This window comes from Bacillus sp. JJ1533, assembly GCF_036965045.1.
Classification (GTDB): Bacteria; Bacillota; Bacilli; order Bacillales; family Bacillaceae_L; genus Ferdinandcohnia.
This window is the reverse complement of sequence record NZ_JBALOV010000041.1, coordinates 1-17,672: the sequence shown is the minus strand read 5'-3', so window position 1 is coordinate 17,672 and position 17,672 is coordinate 1. Positions and strand designations below refer to the sequence as shown.

The window sequence follows — 17,672 nt, the reverse complement described above, 5'->3', positions numbered from 1 at the left end:
TACAGGAGGGGAAGGCAAAATGAAAACGCAAGTCATGGAAGGGATGCAACGATTTTCAAAAGCGATGTTTATTCCAGTACTTATTTTGCCGATTGCGGGTATTTTAATTGCTCTGGGAAACTTATTTACAAATCCAAGACTTTTGGAGGTAATCCCATTTTTAGATAATCCAATTACTACTGGATTTGGATCTATTTTAACAGGATCTTTGGTTTCCATACTTGGGAACTTGGGACTTATTTTCTGTGTGGGAATCACAGTAGGATTAGCAAATAAAGAAAAAGCGGTTGCAGGTTTTACAGCTTTACTAGGCTATTTGGTGTTTGTTAATGCAATGAATAGATTTATGGAACTTAGCGGGGTTCTTTTCAAAGGTGAATCTTTACAAGGAACTGGACAAACCCTAGTTCTCGGTGTTCAAATCTTGGATATGGGTGTTTTTCTAGGGTTGATTCTAGGAATTATCACTGCTTTAGTTCATAACAAATTCATTGATACAGACTTTAAAGGGGCATTTCAAATCTATGGCGGGTCACGTTTTGTCTTTATTGTACTTATTCCAGTTGTGGTGCTCTTATCGATTGCTTTAACGTTTATTTGGCCATTTTTCCAAGAGGGAATTAATAAACTCGGTGATTTAATTAATCATAGTGGAAGCTTTGGTCTTTTCTTATACGGAGCATTGGAACGTCTATTAATACCAACTGGTTTACACCATCTGATCTACACACCATTCTTATATACATCATTAGGTGGTGTTGCAGAAGTAGGCGGACAAGTATTTGAAGGTGCTAGAAATATTTACTATGCTGAAATTGCCGACCCATCCGTTAAGGTTCTATCTGAAAGTGTAATATGGGATGCACGCGGTATTTCTAAAGTGTTTGGTTTAATTGGGGCTTGTTTAGCCATGTATCATACAGCAAAGCCTGAAAATAAAGGCAAAGTTAAGGCGATATTAATTCCAGCTGCTGTAACTTCCATTATTGCGGGTGTCACTGAGCCAATTGAGTTTTCATTTATGTTTGTAGCACCATTGTTATTCGTGGTTCACGCTGCGTTAAGTGGTTTAAGTATGGTTACATTAAATCTATTAGATGTTAGAGCCATTGGTCCAAATGGAATGATTGACTTCCTATTATTCAATCTACCACTAGGAATCGAAAAAACTCACTGGCCTATGTATATCGTAGTTGGTCTCTTATACTTTGTCATTTACTATGTAGTCTTCCGATTCTTAATTGTGAGATTTAACTTTAAGACAGTTGGAAGAGAGGATGAAGGCTCAGAAACAAAATTATATTCTAAGAAGGAATATAACGATAAGAAAAGCAATGCAAAAACAGGGGCTACCGAATCAGTAGGCAATGATGGAATTGCAGGTGTTATTGTAGATGCTTTAGGCGGCGCTAGCAATATAAATACAGTGACAAATTGTTATACAAGACTCCGATTAACATTGGATAACCCAGATAAGGTTGATGAGGATACTTTGAAAAAAGAGACTGGCGCAAGCGGGGTTGTCATCAAGGGTAATAATGTACAGGTTGTGTACGGCTTACAAGTGACAAATATTCGTAAAGAAGTTGATAGCTTCTTAGGACTCACTTCCAATGAGTAAACAGTAATTTAAACTAACCAAGATACTACAGAATGTTAGAAGGGAATGGAGAAACATGAAAAAGTTCTCAGTTGTAATTGCTGGTGGAGGAAGTACCTATACACCAGGGATTGTGATGATGTTATTAGATAACCTAGATCGCTTCCCGCTTCGAAAATTAAAATTATATGATAATGACGGCGAAAGACAAGCCGTTTTAGGGGAAGCAATTGATATTGTTTTAAAAGAAAAGGCACCGGATATTGAATATTGCTTTACAACTGATCCAGAGGAAGCATTTACTGATATCGACTTCTGTTTTGCACATATCCGTACGGGAAAATATGAAATGCGTGAAAAAGATGAAAAAATTCCTTTAAAGCATGGTGTCGTTGGCCAAGAAACATGTGGTCCTGGCGGTATTGCATATGGGATGAGAAGCATCGGTGATATGATCGAGTTAATTGATATGATGGAAAAATATTCTCCCGATGCATGGATGTTAAACTATTCAAATCCAGCAGCGATTGTTGCGGAAGCTTGTCGTGTTCTTCGTCCAGATTCAAAGGTATTGAATATATGTGATATGCCTGTTGGAACGCTGCGTAGAATGTCGCATATCATCGGTAAAGAACCAAAAGATTTAGAAGTACGCTATTTTGGATTAAACCACTTTGGTTGGTGGACTAGTGTAAAAGATAAAGAAGGACATGAATATCTACCAGAAATTCGTGATTACGTAGCGGAAAATGGTTATCTAACACAAAAAGAAGTGGATACTCAGCATACAGATGCAAGTTGGCAGGACACACATAAAAAAGCGAAGGATCTGTTAGCTGTAGATCCGAGATTCCTTCCAAATACGTATTTAAAATATTATTTTTACCCTGATTATGTAGTAGAACATTCAAATCCGGAGCATACAAGAGCAAATGAAGTCATAGAGGGGAGAGAAAAAACTGTCTTTTCAACAGCTAAAGCTATCATTGAAAAGGGAACAGCTGAAGGCAGTGAATTTGAGATGGGTGCACACGCAACCTTTGTCGTTGACTTAGCCACTGCAATTGCTTTTAACACGCACGAAAGAATGCTGTTGATCGTGGAAAACAATGGAGCCATTGCTAATTTTGACGATGATGCAATGGTGGAAGTTCCTTGTATTGTTGGAAGTAACGGTCCAGAGCCTTTAAGTCAAGGAAAAATTCCTGAATTCCAGAGAGCGTTAATGTACCAACAGGTGACTGTCGAAAAATTAGTCGTACAAGCCTTTATTGAAGGTAGCTATCAAAAATTATGGCAAGCTTTAACGCTATCAAAAACAGTTCCAAGTGCAAAAGTAGCAAAAGATATTTTAGACGATTTAATTGAAGCGAATAAAGGGTACTGGCCAGAATTAAATTAATAACAGGAAATAAAAAAGGCGAAAGATGCATTTAATGCTTCTTTCGTCTTTTTATAGTATGGATTCTTCACCCAAACAGTTTCCATTTAATCTTCTAGTGGCCACCAGTGGAATCCGTTTTCCGCCAATAATTCATCGGCAGCTTTTGGACCGTTAGAACCAGAAGGATAATTCGGAAATTCAGTTGCAATTTGATTTTCCCAAACCTTTGAAATGGAGTCTACGTAACGCCATGAAAGGGCCACTTCATCCCAGTGAGCAAAGTTTGTTGTATCACCCATCATACAGTCAAAAATAAGTTTTTCATAAGCCTCTGGTGTATTAATACCGTCAATACAGTTATTGCAATAATCTAGTTTAACAGGCAATGTCATTGTATTTTGTCCGGGTCTCTTCGCATTTAGATAGAGTGTGATTCCCTCATCTGGTTGGATATTAATGACAAGCAGGTTAGGATTTTGACGCTCATTATCCTCTTTATAATATAAATCCATTGGAATGTCTTTGAATTGAACAACAATCTTTGTGGATTTTTCTTTCATTCTCTTCCCGGTACGGATATAGAATGGTACACCTGCCCATCTGAAATTATCAATTAAAAGCTTGCCTGCAACAAATGTAGCAGTATTTGATGCTGGATCTACTTTCTCTTCTTCCCGGTACCCTGGAACTTGTTTTCCATTTATTGTACCAGCACCATATTGCCCTCTAACAAAGTGCTTATTAACATCTTCCTCTTCCAATGGGCGAAGTGCACGTAAAACCTTTATTTTTTCGCTTCGAATTTCGTTCGTGTTTAATTTAATCGGTGGTTCCATGGCTAAAAGGGCAACCATTTGAAGCATATGGTTTTGTACCATATCTCGAAGTGCACCTGATTTTTCATAATATCCGCCACGATCTTCGACACCGAGTACCTCACTTGAAGTAACCTGGATATTGGATATGTAACGGTTGTTCCAAAGTGGTTCAAATATTGCATTTGCAAAACGAATAACTTCAATATTTTGTACCATTTCTTTACCTAAATAATGGTCAATTCGGTAAATTTCATCCTCTGAAAAGGCGTGGCGAAGCTGTTCATTCAGTTGCTTTGCAGAAGGTAAATTATGTCCAAATGGCTTTTCAATAACCAGTCTTGTATAACCATCTGTTGATGTTAGTCCTTCTGACTTCAAATTTACTGCAATTGTACCGAAAAACTCGGGAGCCATCGCTAAATAAAAGATTCTATTTCCACCTGTATTGTAGATTGAATCTAATTCCTCAGCAATTACCTTTAATTCTCGATAAGAAGCAGTGTCGTTTACATTAAACGGATGGTAATAAAAATGCTTTGAGAATTTTTCAATATCCTCTCTTTGCTCCTCAAATTGTCCAGCAACTGAATTTCGCACGTTTTGTTGGAATTCTTCATTTTTTAATGGACGTCTTGCTACACCTATAACTGCAAAATCTTCAGAAAGTTTTCCTTTTGTATAAAGGTTATATATTGAAGGATACAGCTTTCGATTCGCCAAATCACCAGTTGCTCCAAAAATAATAACGATTGATTTTGGTGCTTTAATTGTCATATTAATCCCCCATTTATCACGCATTAGTAATATCTATTTAATTTATACTTTTTTGTTTAGTAAATCAACTAATTCAAATTATTTTTTTAGGTTTACACTTAAAGTATGCCTTAACTAGGCACTGATATTCGAAAACGATTGAAAGTATGGCTAGGGCTCTTTCTAGTGAACAGATGGTAAAATATGATATAGTATGTAAAAGGACAACGGAAGAAAAACGTAAAAAATTTTTATTTTTATTGGAGGATTTCACAGGTGGAAGTCTTATTTTTAGGAACGGGTGCAGGGGTACCTGCAAAAGAACGGAATGTCACATCAATTGCCTTACAATTGCTTGATGAACGAAGGGCCTCCTGGTTGTTTGATTGTGGGGAGGCTACACAGCATCAAATTTTATATACATCCATTAAACCTGGGAAAATTGAAAAGATTTTTATTACCCATTTACATGGTGACCACATTTTTGGATTGCCTGGTCTACTTGGAAGCCGATCCTTTCAAGGGGGAGAATCCCTACTTACGGTCTATGGCCCTAAGGGTATTAAAGCATTTATAGAAACATCATTAAAAGTAAGTACGACCCATATTCGGTATCCTCTTGAGGTGATTGAAATTGAGGAAGGCGTGGTTTTTGAAGATCATCAGTTCTCTGTCATTGCAAAGGAGCTTGACCATGGGATTCAATCGTACGGATATCGTATTGTTGAAAAAGACCTGCCTGGAACACTATTGGTTGATAAGCTAACAAAAGAAGGGATTAGTCCAGGCCCAATCTATCAAAAAATTAAAGATGGACAAACTGTCGTCCTTGAAGATGGGCGTCGTATAAATGGTGGAGAATATATTGGCCCTCCTAAAAAAGGCCGGATTGTAACTATTTTAGGTGATACTCGATACATGAAGGAAAGTATTGAACTTGCTATGGATGCGGATTTGCTCATTCATGAAGCCACCTTTAGTGCAAATGAAGCTGATTTGGCTCATGATTATTTTCACTCCACGACTACCCAAGCAGCTGATGTTGCAAGACAAGCAAGGGTAAAATGTCTAATATTAACACATATCAGCTCAAGGTACCAAGGCGAAGATAGTCAGAAGCTTCTAGATGAAGCCCAGCAAGTGTTTTTGCATACATACGTAGCCAAGGATTTTTTTAAATTTGATATCAAGTCAAGCCATAGCGAATAAGAGTCAACAAGGAGGATACATACAAATGAATACTGTTATTGAAACGATTATGAATCATCGTTCGATTCGTAAATTTGAAGATAAAGTTTTAACAGATGAACAAATCCGCACGATCGTTGAATGTGCCCAAGCGGCCTCAACCTCTAGTTTTATTCAGGCCTATTCGATTATTGGGGTTAAGGACCCGGGGAAAAAACGGAAGCTTGCTGAAATTGTTGGCAATCAAGCTTATGTTGCTGAGAATGGTCATTTCTTTGTATTTTGTGGTGATCTTCATCGTCACCAAGTGATTAGCGAAATAGAAGAAAAGGACTTATCAACCTCATTGGAAAGTACAGAGAAGTTTATGGTTGCAACAATTGATGCTGCTTTAGCTGCACAAAATGCTGTACTCGCAGCAGAATCAATGGGCTTAGGTGCTTGCTATATTGGTGGCTTACGAAATAATTTAGATGAAGTTTGTGAAATTTTAAATATCCCAAAATTGGTGATCCCACTTTTCGGAATTGCAGTTGGTTATCCGTCACAAATGCCTGATAAAAAGCCACGACTTCCATTACATCATGTCTATCATGAAGAGGAATACAATCAAGATAAAAGCTTGGTAAAGCAAGAATTAGCACAATACAATGAAATCATTTCTGAATACTACACCAATCGCACAAATGGGAAACGTTCAGATACATGGACGAGACAGATGGCTAATATGCTTGAAAACCCAAAACGCATGTATATGAAGAACTTTGTAAAAAAACAAGGCTTTAATCAACAATAACCCCTAAAACAAAAGGAAAGGAGCGGAACCCATGGATATCAAAATCAATCAAAAAATGATTAAAGAAATGTGTGGTACCGTCTCCTTCAAAAGAGGGGACGCTTTTTATCGGACAAATAAGGTGGCATTTACGGAATACGGGCCTGACCGGTGCACAGCTATAGTAAAGGGTGCAGAAGACTTTCATGTCCATATTGAAATTAAGACAAATGGAAAACTAAAGTCTACATGCACGTGTCCGTCTCTTGCAAATTTCGATAAGGACTGCCAGCATATTGCGGCAGTTTTAATCGCGATTCATGAACAGCAAAGTGAGCAGCCATCTGAATTCTCGATGACTTCAACATCAGAAAATAATAACCTTACAAATGACTTCATGACGCTTTTTTTAGAGCGCCCTACACGTACTAGTGGTCACCAGCGCCATTTTGAAAAAAGAGAAGTCATGGATGTCCGCTTTACATGTACACCTGTAAAGGTTTCAAGTGAGCAAACGTTAATTGGTGTCGAGATTGAAATGAATCAAATAAAAATACATGATATTCGTAACTTTTTGAAGGATCTAAAACTAGGGAAGCAAGGTATAATCTCTTCCCATTTTACATATGATCCAAATCTTCATTGCTTTTTACATGAAGCAGATAGTCTTCTTCAGCATTTAGTGAAAGTAACCGAGGATGAAACGATTTTTCTAGACATGATCTCTGGGCTTTCAAAATACAAAGCGAGTCCTGAAATATTGCTCATTCCTCCATCATCTTGGAAAGGAATCATTTCTTTATTTTCAAAATGTCCATCCGTTTTGCTAGAATACAATGGTCATTCTTATGAAGGGCTTCAAATTATACAAGAGCCGCCGCCACTTCAATTTTCATTTGAAGAAGGGGAGGAGAGTGACTATCGGTTAAGGATTCATGGTTTCAATGGAATGAGTATTTTAAAACCTTATCACACGGTTCTTAGCGATGGACTTTTATATCAAATCGAAGAAGAGGATTGTAACCGATTATTGGAACTAAAGCAGATGCTTGCAAGTCCTGGATCAAATCATATTCCCATTCCGAAGGATCAAGCTCATTTTTTTCTTAAAAAAATTGTGCCTAGCCTTAAAAAAATTGGCGTCATTCACATGTCTCAAGCCATATCCAAAGAGTTTATGAAAACACCTCTGGTTGCTAAGCTATACTTGGATCGTCTGAGACATAAATTGCTTGCGGGGCTTGAATTTCACTATGAAAATATCATCATCCAACCATTAGAGAATCGTGATCTCCCTACTGGCCCTATGATTTTCAGAGATGTGGAAAAAGAGGATGAAATTCTACAGATTATGGACGAGAGTGGCTTTTCGAAAACTGAAGGCGGATATTTCATGCATAATGAGGAACTTGAGTATGAGTTTTTATTTCGTATCATTCCGATGCTACAGCCGCTCTGCCAAATTTATGCGACAACAGCGATACGGAATCGCATTGTCCCGAAAAATGAACATCCGAAAATCAGGGTGAAAATCAAAAAGGAACGCACAAATTGGCTTGAATTCAAATTTGAAATGAAGGGGATTGCTGACCAGGAGATACGCGAAATATTATCCGCCCTTGAGGAAAAACGAAAGTATTACCGTTTGAAAAATGGATCACTGCTATCTCTCGAAACGAGAGAAATGGAGGAAATTCAGCGGTTTTTACATGCTGTTCCTATCCAAGATGATGATTTTGAAGCATCCTTAAATATGCCTATGATTGAAGCTCTACCCCTTTTGGATTCAATTGATGATAGTGAGATTTTCACAGCAGAGGAGTCATTTCGTCAGTTTCTTGACTCAATTCGGAATCCGAATGATTTATCTATTGAGGTTCCGAAGCATCTGGATCCCATTTTACGAGATTATCAGAAGATAGGTTTTAAATGGATGAAGACGCTGGCAAGTTACGGATTTGGTGGTGTACTTGCAGATGATATGGGGCTGGGGAAAACGGTGCAGAGCATTGCTTTTATGGTTTCTGAGCTTTCAACTATTAGAAATAGGAAGCAGCCTGTACTAATTGTTTGTCCATCATCGTTGACATATAACTGGCTTCATGAGTTATTGAAATTTGCTCCAGAGCTTCAAGCGATTGTGATTGATGGAGATAAAACAGAGCGAAAAGAGCTGCAAAAAGAGAGCGAGCATATGGATGTTCTTATTACATCCTATCCATTATTAAGACGTGATATTAAATGGTATGAATCACAACATTTTCATTCTGTTTTCTTTGACGAAGCACAGGCCTTTAAAAACTCAGTTACGCAAACAGCGAGGGCAGTCAAACGAATAAAGGCAGCTCATCGGTTTGGATTAACAGGGACCCCTGTAGAAAATTCAATCGAGGAGCTCTGGTCGATTTATCATGTTGTCTTTCCACAACTCTTTAAGGGATTAAAGGAATATAGTCATCTTACTCGAAAAGACATCGCAAGAAGGGTTCGGCCATTTTTACTTCGCCGTGTAAAAGAAGAGGTTCTTGCTGAGTTACCCAAAAAAATTGAGATTCTTGAATCATCAGAGCTTCTTCCCGAACAAAAAAAGCTATATGCGGCTTATTTAGCAAAGCTACGACATGATACATTAAAGCATCTTGATAAGGGGACAATTCGAAAAAATAAAATCAGAATTTTAGCAGGGCTAACTCGATTAAGGCAAATTTGCTGTCATCCTAGTTTGTTCGTGGAAGGCTATAAGGGAAGTTCTGCAAAATTTGAGCAGCTTTTGCAAATCATTGAGGAATCCAAATTGTCTGGGAGAAGAGTATTGATTTTCTCACAGTTTACGAAAATGCTTGAATTGATTGGCAGGGAACTTACGAAACGGGACTTTACATTCTTTTACTTAGATGGACAAACACCTACAGATGAACGAGTGGAATTATGCGGACGCTATAATGCAGGGGAGCGGGAATTGTTTTTAATTTCGTTGAAAGCCGGTGGAACAGGTCTGAATTTAACAGGTGCTGATACGGTTATTTTATATGACCTTTGGTGGAATCCAGCAGTAGAAGAACAAGCTGCAGACCGTGCTCATCGAATTGGTCAGAAAAAGGTTGTCCAGGTAATTAAGCTTTTTGCCCGCGGGACCATTGAAGAGAAAATGAATGAGTTACAAGACAAGAAGCGAAATCTGATCTCAGACCTAATCGATTCTGAGGAAAATACGACGCTTTCGGAAGAGGATATTCGGGAACTACTTATGATATAAAACAAGGCACTTTCCACTTGGGGGAGTGCCTTTGTTATTCCAACAAAAATTAAAGCCAACCGCGATCGTATTGTTTCGGGCTTTCGATTGAAACCCCTAATTCTTTTGCAGCTGTTCTTGGCCAGTATGGGTCACGTAATAATTCTCGTGCTAAAAAGATTAAATCGGCACGTTTGTTTTTTAGTATTTCTTCTGCTTGAACCGCTTCGGTAATCAGACCAACTGCACCGGTCGGAATTTCCGCCTCATTACGAATTTTGTCTGCAAAACCGACCTGATAACCGGGATATGAATCAACTTTAGCCGGTACTACAGCACCCGAACTGACATCAATTAGGTCAACACCTTGGTCTTTCATGCGTTTTGCATACTCTACATAATCGGCAGGAGTCAAGCCACCTTCTGTATAATCATTTGCTGATACACGAACCAATAAGGGACCATCCCATACTTCTTTAACGGCATCTATTGTTTCTTGAAGGAAACGATAGCGGTTTTCGCTGCTTCCGCCATACTCATCCTCACGTTTATTTGAAAGTGGAGATAAAAACTCATTTATTAAATACCCGTGTGCTCCGTGGATTTCAATGATATCAAAGCCCGCTGCTTTTGCGCGTCGTGCGCCATCCTTGAACGCTTCGATTGTTTCTTTGATTTCATTGATTGTTAATTCTTTTGGAACTTTATAACTTTCACTAAATGCAATCGCTGAAGGGGCAACGATTTCTCCTTCAACCGTTGCTTTTCGACCTGCGTGAGCAAGTTGGATAGCTGTTTTTGCACCGTGAGCTTTCATCATTTCAACAAGTTTTTCGAAGCCTGGTACATGCTCATCGCTCCATATTCCTAAATCTTGTGGAGAGATTCTTCCTTGTGGTGTTACAGCTGTTGCCTCAACCATGATGAGCCCAACCTGACCAACAGCGCGGCTAACATAATGGGTGTAATGCCAATCCTCCAGCATCCCATCTTCATTATGACTGGAGTACATACACATCGGTGACATCACAATTCTATTTTTTAAGGTCACATTTTTAATCGTATATGGTGAGAATAGTGCTGGTTCCATAAAATATTCGCCTCCTATGTATTTCGTTACACTAAATAGTATATCAAGATATGACGTTAAAATCATCGATTGTGCGTATCAAATAATGAAGCATCGACCTTATCAATGTCGATGCTTCTAAGTTTATTGATATGTTGCTTCAGCCAATTTTTTTCCCGTCTCTGCGCTGATGAGTGCCACTTTCGATGGCATATATTTTTGATTTTGTTTATCAAAAACAAATCTTGTTTCGAAGTATGCAATGACATCATAATGGGCGATACCTGAAACTGCTCGAATTGCCACAATTTCCTGAGGCTTCATTTTTGTTAATTTATCAAAACGATAGCTAGAAGCTGGGTTAACCCATGTTTCAATTGCTTCAAGTCGTTTTTTTAATTCTTTTTTGTCAGGAAAATCTCGATAACGATCCTCTGATTGGGGGATGACCGCTTCTAAGTCAGTCTGTCTATCCACAAATTCAACTTGATAATCGCCAATGTGTTTCATCGAGAAACGCTTTTTTGCTTCATCAAACCATCCTGACGTATTAGGGTCGTTGAAAATTTCCTCAACTTTGTCACCTGTATAGCTTAGGACCGTTAACCCGGTGATACCTCCACTCCCAACAGAATGAAAATATAAGAGAATATCTTGTTTCCCATTTTGAAGAACGTCAGCAAACTTCATATCAGCCAATTGGTATAAATCCTGTTTGTTATGATAGGTGCCTAATTGCTCACCATTGATTTTTAAAGACCACTCATTCGCGAGATTATGTTGATTTTTTCTCGCATATAACTCAATGATGTCCTTTTTGCCATCTCCGTCTAAATCAACATACTCTTTTTGAACTATTGTAAAAGGGCCATATTCTACATCAGTTTCCACGGCTAGAGTCACACTGTGAAAGCCGATGAGAAAACCTAATAATAATAAAAATCGTACCAGTTTCACAAAATCACCTCTTTTGTAGGATAACCAAAAGAGGTGAGGTCTATAGGTGAATTGGCTTATTTTGTATAAAAATTCTCCGTATAGTAAGGATGCGATTCCGTATTAAAGGCAACTCCCACCCCTAAATACTTATATTCCTTTTTTAAAATATTTTCTCGATGCCCCATGGAGTTCATTAACCCTTCATGGGCGAAAATACTGCTAAACTGTCCATACGCGAGATTTTCTCCGGCTATTGAAAATAAAATTTCGTCTTCAAGCATTCTGTCAAAAGGAGACAGACCTTGTAAGTTAGTATGACTAAAATAGTTGTTTTCCGCCATATCCAATATGCTTTCGTGCCGTTTCCTTCACATGATCATCCCAAGTCAGTACCCCTAAGCCATGATTGACCCTCGATGCATTTGTTAGATCAAATAATTGAAATTCGAAGCCTTCTTTTAACTGGTCACTGGCATCTGTATAAAAATCCTCTCGATTACGTTCGAGTGCTTCTGAAATAATTTGAATGGAAGTCACCGTATTGTTTTCGTGTTTATCATAAAAGAGGGTGACATAGGTGTTATCAATGTGGAAGACATCATAGTCACGGTCCTGCTGAAATTCATAATAGACAAATCCCTTTTGGATTCGGGTCATAGGTTCACCGAGTAGATTAAGGACCTCTTGTTTCGGTGTTCCTCGTTTAATCCCTTTTGTTGATGAAATAAGATCTTGATTTGTGTATAAGCCCATAACCTTGTCATGCGAGTCATAAGTCACCATCATAAAATTATGGTAGTTTTCATGGTACGTATGCCAGTTCGTTCCATATTCATTTAATGATGTGCGTTCTGGGGCACCGAGCTTCTTTTCCACACTCTGTTTACTCTCACCGAGCTCGATATTGTGGATCGAAAAAGCCTGTTCACTTGGTACATGTAACTCCGGCTTTTCGATTTCGTTCTGGTCGATAATTGAATTTTCCGGTGCTTTTTCCTCTATCGATTGTAGTAATGTAGCGATATAGTCTATACCATCATTTAGTTTGGTTTTAATTGTTGCAAGTTCCTCAGATTCAGAAACTCGGTCAATCTCAGATGTAATAGTATCAAAAACTGATTGATTATCAGTTTTAGCAGCAAGTTTATCTAGTACGGTCCACCCGGCATATAAGAAAAATATAAACGATAAAACTAATAGGATCCTCCTCATAAGTACCCTCCAATCCCTAAATACCATTCTATCCAAATTTCTTCGATACGATAAGAAATATATGACGAAAAACGAAAAAGGGGAGAAGGTCCCCTAAACTTTGGTTGGAGTTGTAGATTTCGCAATCCATGTAAAATACAGCAAAATGGAAATTAGCACAGAGAATGCAGAGGCAATGTAGATCGAATGGTACCCTAATAGGTGGGCAATTTGCCCGAAAGTAATCGCTCCAATCCCTACTCCTAAATCAAAGGATGAAAAAAAGGTTGCATTTGCCATACCTCTTCGATGGGGTGGTGCCGATTGCACTGCCCATGCTTGTAAGGCTGGTTGTAAGGCACCAAAACCAAGTCCATATAGAAAAGCCGCAATATATAGAACAAGACTACTAGGTAACCAAGCTAATAGGAACATAGCTACTACAATCAAACCTGCACCGGGTGCAAAAATAGCTTGATGTCCTTTCAAATCATAAATACGACCGGCAAACGTACGAGTAATCATTAAAGCAATCGCAAATAAAAGAAAGTACCATTCAATCCCCGGTATTTCCTTTTGTGCAGTATAGATAGGTAAAAAGGCTGCGATCCCTCCAAATGTAACAGTTATAAAGAATAATAGAATTGAAGGTGGGAGTGCTGTTTTTTCATAAAAGTCCCATTTTCTAGGGTCTTCTTTTACTGGTTCGACTTTTTTATAGTGGATTCTAGATGATAGGATGAGTGCCACTATACCAAGAATGGCACAAATAGAAAAGAGCTTAGTAAAGGAAATGGTACCCGCAAGTGTAAGCCCTAAAGAGGGGCCAAAGGCAAGGGCGATATTACCGAATAGACCGAAATAGCCCATTCCTTCACCACGTCTTTTAGCTGGGATTAAGTCTGTAGCAATTGTTCCTGAGGCTGTTGTTGAAAAGCCCCAACCAATACCTTGAATGATTCGAAACATGAATAAAAAAAGTAAGCTTGAGATGATTCCGTAGGATCCAACAGATAAGACAAAGATGGTAAGTCCTAGTAAATAAACGAAGCGTCGACCCCTTTTTTCTAATTGATGGCCGGCGAAAGGTCTGATTAAAAGCGCGGAAAAAGTAAAAACTCCAACAACTAATCCAATGAGTTGATCATTGCCTCCAAGCTGCTCTACAAAAAGCGGAATCGTCGGCAGTGTCATTTGAAAACCGAGGAATATAAAAAAGTTTGAAATGCAAATAAGGGTAAAATCACGGGTCCAAATTTTTTCTTTGATCGTACTTAGTTGTGGTGGTGTTTCTTTAATAAGAGGTGCACTCATAGAATCTNNCTTTTATTTTACCAAAAATGTCAGTAAAATCCTACCGCTGTACACCACTTTTTTGAATTCGGTAGAATTCCACTGACTTTTTATAAATTTGGCTTTTAATTTTCCTGTGAAACGGATTGGAGCATGGCTTCTCCAAGCTCTGCGGAGCGAACAGTAGCACGCTTAATACAGGCCACGATTGCTTGCTGGTAGTTATACTGCTCCAACACGTTTATGCCTGCTTCTGTCGTACCACCTGGACTTGTTACTTCTTTTCGTAATGTTGCAGGTCTCTTCGGAGAACTTTTCAGCATTTCTGCAGCACCAATGATTGTTTGAAGAATTAAATCTTTGGCAATGGCTTTTTCGAGCCCGATATCATCGGCGGCTTTTTCCATTGCTTCAACTAAATAATATACATATGCAGGCCCACTGCCAGAAAGACCTGTGACCGCATGAAGATCTTTTTCAGCTACTGTTGTAACAATTCCAATGGTTTCAAATAATTGGCGCGCAATCAGAAGGTGGTTTTCGTTTGCGTACATTCCTACTGATAGGGCAGTAGCTGATTTTCCGATGGCTGCCGATGTATTTGGCATTGCGCGGACAACTGCAACTTCCTTGTTGAGTAAGTCGGTAATGGTTGTGGTTGCGACACCTGCTAACACTGAGATAATCAGCTGTTTTTCGGTGACAAAATCTTTTATGGCTAAAACAGCTTCCGCAACATCCTTTGGTTTTATTGCAAGAATGATAATGCCCGCATTTTTAATCGTTTCTTTTATATTCTGACTGATCTTCACTCCATAGGTATTGTTTAGTTCTTCTAATCGACTATGGTTGGAGCGATTCATTACAGAAATTTGTCCGGGTAAGAAGAGCTCCTTTTGTAGCATTCCAGAAATCATTGCCTCGGCCATTGAGCCAGCCCCAACAAACACAATATTTTGTTTCATTTCCATAACTATCCCTCCGTAAGATAAAAATAAAAAAGACATATCCCATCCTTGTTAAAGGACGGAATATGCCTGCTATCCGCGGTACCACCTTATTTAACATCTGAAAAAAATTTTTTCGATGTTCGACTCGAACCCGTATCGTGGGTGAACGGTTAGGTTTTCCTAACAGCTCATAGGTAGGTTCAATCAAGAAGCGGGCGAGAGATCTTTCAGCCGGTGGATCTCACTCTCTTTTTCGCCATTCATGACTTACTAGTCCTAATCATTGCCTTACGAAATTAATATTGATAGTCATTATGCACTGATTTAAAGAGGATGTCAAGGTCTTATTTGTTCAAAATAAGCCCAAATATCTTTACATAACAGATATATTATTTGAATATAATGACAAAATGAGGATGAAAAGGTAAACTATTAGTGGATAAATTAAATGAACTATATCGGTATAGTACAAAGGAGATTTATATGAGCAAACTTACGACCACCAAGGATGTTTTTAAAATTACCTTGCCCACACCTTTTGCTGTCGGGGATGTGAATGTATATGTTGTTAAGGGAGAAACCTTAACTTTAATCGATGCAGGTGCAAAAACAGAGGTTGCATGGCAGTCCTTTAATGAGCAGCTTACACAGTTAGGATATAAACCATCTGATATCGAACAAATTGTGATTACTCATCATCACCCGGACCATGTTGGCCTTCTTGATTATTTTAACTCAAATATCCCTATAATTGGTCACCCTAAAAATCAACCGTGGATTAGTCAAGATAAGCAATTCTTTGCAGATAATGAGCCGTTTTATAAAGAGCTTTTTACTCAATTAGGGCTGGATCCAGCATTTATCGCTTTAATTAATATGGATGAGGAACTTGAATACTCTTGCCGTAGATCTCTAACAGCGACGGTTGGGGAAGGAGATACAATTGATGGATTAACCGGCTTTAAGGTAATTGAAACGCCTGGGCATGCGCAAAGTCATATTGTTCTGTATCGGGAAGCGGATGGAATGCTTATTGCAGGAGACACCCTTTTAGCAAAAATCTCACCAAACCCATTGCTTGAACCGCCGCAATTTGGTGAAACTGCTAGACCAAGACCATTAATTCAATATAATAACTCTTTAAGAAAACTTTTAACCCTTGATATGTCAAAGGTTGTGACAGGGCATGGAGACGATATTCTAAATCCCCATGAGCTAATTCAAGAACGATTCGTATCGCAAAAAGAGCGAGCATATCATGTTTTGGACATGATCAAGGAAAAGCCAATGACTGCATTTGAAGTATGTACTAGGTTATTCCCCCGAGTTTATTTGAAGCAACCGCTCTTTACAGTGTCTGAAACAGTTGGACAGCTTGACTTCCTTGAGGAAATAGGTGAAATTAAGATAGAAGTTGTAAACGGACAACATATCTACCACGCAAATTAAAATTTTCCCTGAGGTGATAAGCTCGTGAATTCAAAACTTAAAGGAAAAACGATTGTCATTACTGGGGCTTCGAGCGGAATTGGTGAAAAAATTGCCTATCTTGTTGCTGAGCAAGGGGCATCTCCCATTCTATTGGCGCGAAGCTATGACCAGTTAGAAAAAATAGCCCAGAACATTCAAGAAAAATACAGCATAGACTGCTTATTTTATAGATTAGATGTTCGTGATACAGAGAATGTAAAAGAAGTGTTTGAGGATATTTTACGGAAGGTAAAAACGGTTGATGTTCTTGTGAATAACGCTGGGTTTGGTGTGTTTGCAAATGTTGTGGATGCTCAAATCGAGCAGATGAAGGCGATGTTTGAAGTGAATGTTTTCGGACTCATTTCTTGTACGAAAATGGTATTACCGACGATGATTGAGCAAAATTCGGGTCATATCATTAATATTGCTTCACAAGCTGGAAAAATAGCGACACCAAAATCAAGTGTCTATTCTGCTTCAAAGCATGCGGTTCTCGGATTTACAAATAGTTTGCGGATGGAGCTTTCAAGTATGAACATTCATGTAACAGCCGTAAATCCAGGGCCGATTCGAACTCGTTTTTTCGATATCGCGGATGAGTCGGGTACATATGCGAAGAATGTAAATCGTTTTATGCTGGATCCCGATGCCGTTGCTTCAAAAATTGTCAACGCTATGCTAACCCCAAAACGCGAAATAAACCTACCAGGCTGGATGAATGCAGGTAGCATGTTTTATACTCTTTTTCCTCGACTCGTTGAAAAAGTAGGCGGAAAGGCTTTTTTTAAGAAATAAGTATCGTTAATACTCCTTTTTAGAAGGGGTATTTTTTTTCGAGATTAATTATGCTATGTGTATTATTTGGAATATCACCGTAAAGCAATAAAAGGCAAACTACAACCCTAGGTAAACGGCATATCATCAATCTGCAAAACGATAAATGATATTGTGCAACCGGGTTAAACGGTATATCCCTGGTCTGTAAAACGATAAATGATATCTCG

At 38.6% G+C, this 17,672-nt stretch carries 14 protein-coding genes; 7 read left to right on the top strand and 7 right to left on the bottom strand.

Annotation, left to right across the window (positions count from 1 at the left end; genetic code table 11):
- Positions 1-19 precede the first annotated feature (19 nt).
- Both V7138_RS21620 and V7138_RS21615 read left to right on the top strand, forming a co-directional pair.
- Entirely contained in the window at positions 20-1,621 is a 1,602-nt protein-coding gene (locus V7138_RS21620) for a PTS transporter subunit EIIC (protein ID WP_335401477.1), read from the top strand.
- 55 nt (positions 1,622-1,676) lie between these two features.
- Positions 1,677-3,002 carry a 6-phospho-alpha-glucosidase gene (locus V7138_RS21615; RefSeq protein ID WP_335401474.1) on the top strand — a complete coding sequence of 442 codons (1,326 nt, stop codon included), beginning with the start codon at positions 1,677-1,679 and terminating at the stop codon, positions 3,000-3,002.
- Positions 3,003-3,088: 86 nt separating this feature from the next.
- Here the strand turns inward: V7138_RS21615 and zwf are convergent, their stop codons facing one another.
- A complete protein-coding gene (gene zwf, locus V7138_RS21610; RefSeq protein WP_335401473.1) occupies positions 3,089-4,576 on the bottom strand; it encodes a glucose-6-phosphate dehydrogenase in 1,488 nt (495 codons plus the stop codon).
- Positions 4,577-4,831: 255 nt separating this feature from the next.
- On the opposite strand from zwf, the gene rnz reads away from it, so the two are divergent.
- The 3 genes from rnz to V7138_RS21595 are packed head-to-tail and all read left to right on the top strand — an operon-like array spanning position 4,832 to position 9,774.
- Positions 4,832-5,764 (top strand): ribonuclease Z, encoded by a 933-nt coding sequence (gene rnz / locus V7138_RS21605; protein ID WP_335401470.1) that lies wholly within the window; start codon positions 4,832-4,834, stop codon positions 5,762-5,764.
- A gap of 25 nt (positions 5,765-5,789) precedes the next feature.
- Entirely contained in the window at positions 5,790-6,539 is a 750-nt protein-coding gene (gene nfsA, locus V7138_RS21600) for an oxygen-insensitive NADPH nitroreductase (RefSeq protein ID WP_335401468.1), read from the top strand.
- Positions 6,540-6,570: 31 nt separating this feature from the next.
- Positions 6,571-9,774, top strand: coding sequence for a DEAD/DEAH box helicase (locus V7138_RS21595; RefSeq protein ID WP_335401467.1), 3,204 nt, complete (start codon positions 6,571-6,573; stop codon positions 9,772-9,774).
- 49 nt (positions 9,775-9,823) lie between these two features.
- Here V7138_RS21595 and namA read toward each other — a convergent pair whose 3' ends face one another.
- The 6 genes from namA to proI all read right to left on the bottom strand — a co-directional run bounded on the left by namA (position 9,824) and on the right by proI (position 15,216).
- Positions 9,824-10,843, bottom strand: coding sequence for an NADPH dehydrogenase NamA (gene namA, locus V7138_RS21590; RefSeq protein WP_335401466.1), 1,020 nt, complete (start codon positions 10,841-10,843; stop codon positions 9,824-9,826).
- A gap of 123 nt (positions 10,844-10,966) precedes the next feature.
- Entirely contained in the window at positions 10,967-11,779 is an 813-nt protein-coding gene (locus V7138_RS21585; RefSeq protein WP_335401464.1) for a hypothetical protein, read from the bottom strand.
- 56 nt (positions 11,780-11,835) lie between these two features.
- Positions 11,836-12,102 carry a CAP domain-containing protein gene (locus tag V7138_RS21580; protein ID WP_335401461.1) on the bottom strand — a complete coding sequence of 89 codons (267 nt, stop codon included), beginning with the start codon at positions 12,100-12,102 and terminating at the stop codon, positions 11,836-11,838.
- Positions 12,080-12,973 carry a CAP-associated domain-containing protein gene (locus V7138_RS21575; RefSeq protein WP_335401460.1) on the bottom strand — a complete coding sequence of 298 codons (894 nt, stop codon included), beginning with the start codon at positions 12,971-12,973 and terminating at the stop codon, positions 12,080-12,082. The genes V7138_RS21580 and V7138_RS21575 overlap by 23 nt, the downstream gene beginning before the upstream one ends.
- Positions 12,974-13,066: 93 nt before the next feature.
- Positions 13,067-14,266 (bottom strand): MFS transporter, encoded by a 1,200-nt coding sequence (locus tag V7138_RS21570; protein ID WP_335401458.1) that lies wholly within the window; start codon positions 14,264-14,266, stop codon positions 13,067-13,069.
- 104 nt (positions 14,267-14,370) lie between these two features.
- Entirely contained in the window at positions 14,371-15,216 is an 846-nt protein-coding gene (proI, locus tag V7138_RS21565) for a pyrroline-5-carboxylate reductase ProI (RefSeq protein WP_335401455.1), read from the bottom strand.
- Between the two features lie 462 nt (positions 15,217-15,678).
- Here proI and V7138_RS21560 point away from each other — a divergent pair, with 462 nt between their 5' ends.
- Positions 15,679-16,644 (top strand): MBL fold metallo-hydrolase, encoded by a 966-nt coding sequence (locus tag V7138_RS21560; RefSeq protein ID WP_335401453.1) that lies wholly within the window; start codon positions 15,679-15,681, stop codon positions 16,642-16,644.
- 24 nt (positions 16,645-16,668) lie between these two features.
- Complete coding sequence (locus V7138_RS21555) at positions 16,669-17,463, top strand: SDR family NAD(P)-dependent oxidoreductase (RefSeq protein WP_335401451.1); 795 nt, start codon at positions 16,669-16,671, stop codon at positions 17,461-17,463.
- Positions 17,464-17,672: the final 209 nt, after the last annotated feature.

Coding starts and splice junctions, on each gene's coding strand:
- V7138_RS21620 (WP_335401477.1), top strand. CDS start 20: ATGAAAACGCAAGTCATGGAAGGGATGCAACGATTTTCAAAAGCGATG.
- V7138_RS21615 (WP_335401474.1), top strand. CDS start 1,677: ATGAAAAAGTTCTCAGTTGTAATTGCTGGTGGAGGAAGTACCTATACA.
- zwf (WP_335401473.1), bottom strand. CDS start 4,576: ATGACAATTAAAGCACCAAAATCAATCGTTATTATTTTTGGAGCAACT.
- nfsA (WP_335401468.1), top strand. CDS start 5,790: ATGAATACTGTTATTGAAACGATTATGAATCATCGTTCGATTCGTAAA.
- V7138_RS21595 (WP_335401467.1), top strand. CDS start 6,571: ATGGATATCAAAATCAATCAAAAAATGATTAAAGAAATGTGTGGTACC.
- namA (WP_335401466.1), bottom strand. CDS start 10,843: ATGGAACCAGCACTATTCTCACCATATACGATTAAAAATGTGACCTTA.
- V7138_RS21580 (WP_335401461.1), bottom strand. CDS start 12,102: ATGGCGGAAAACAACTATTTTAGTCATACTAACTTACAAGGTCTGTCT.
- V7138_RS21575 (WP_335401460.1), bottom strand. CDS start 12,973: ATGAGGAGGATCCTATTAGTTTTATCGTTTATATTTTTCTTATATGCC.
- V7138_RS21570 (WP_335401458.1), bottom strand. CDS start 14,266: ATGAGTGCACCTCTTATTAAAGAAACACCACCACAACTAAGTACGATC.
- proI (WP_335401455.1), bottom strand. CDS start 15,216: ATGGAAATGAAACAAAATATTGTGTTTGTTGGGGCTGGCTCAATGGCC.
- V7138_RS21560 (WP_335401453.1), top strand. CDS start 15,679: ATGAGCAAACTTACGACCACCAAGGATGTTTTTAAAATTACCTTGCCC.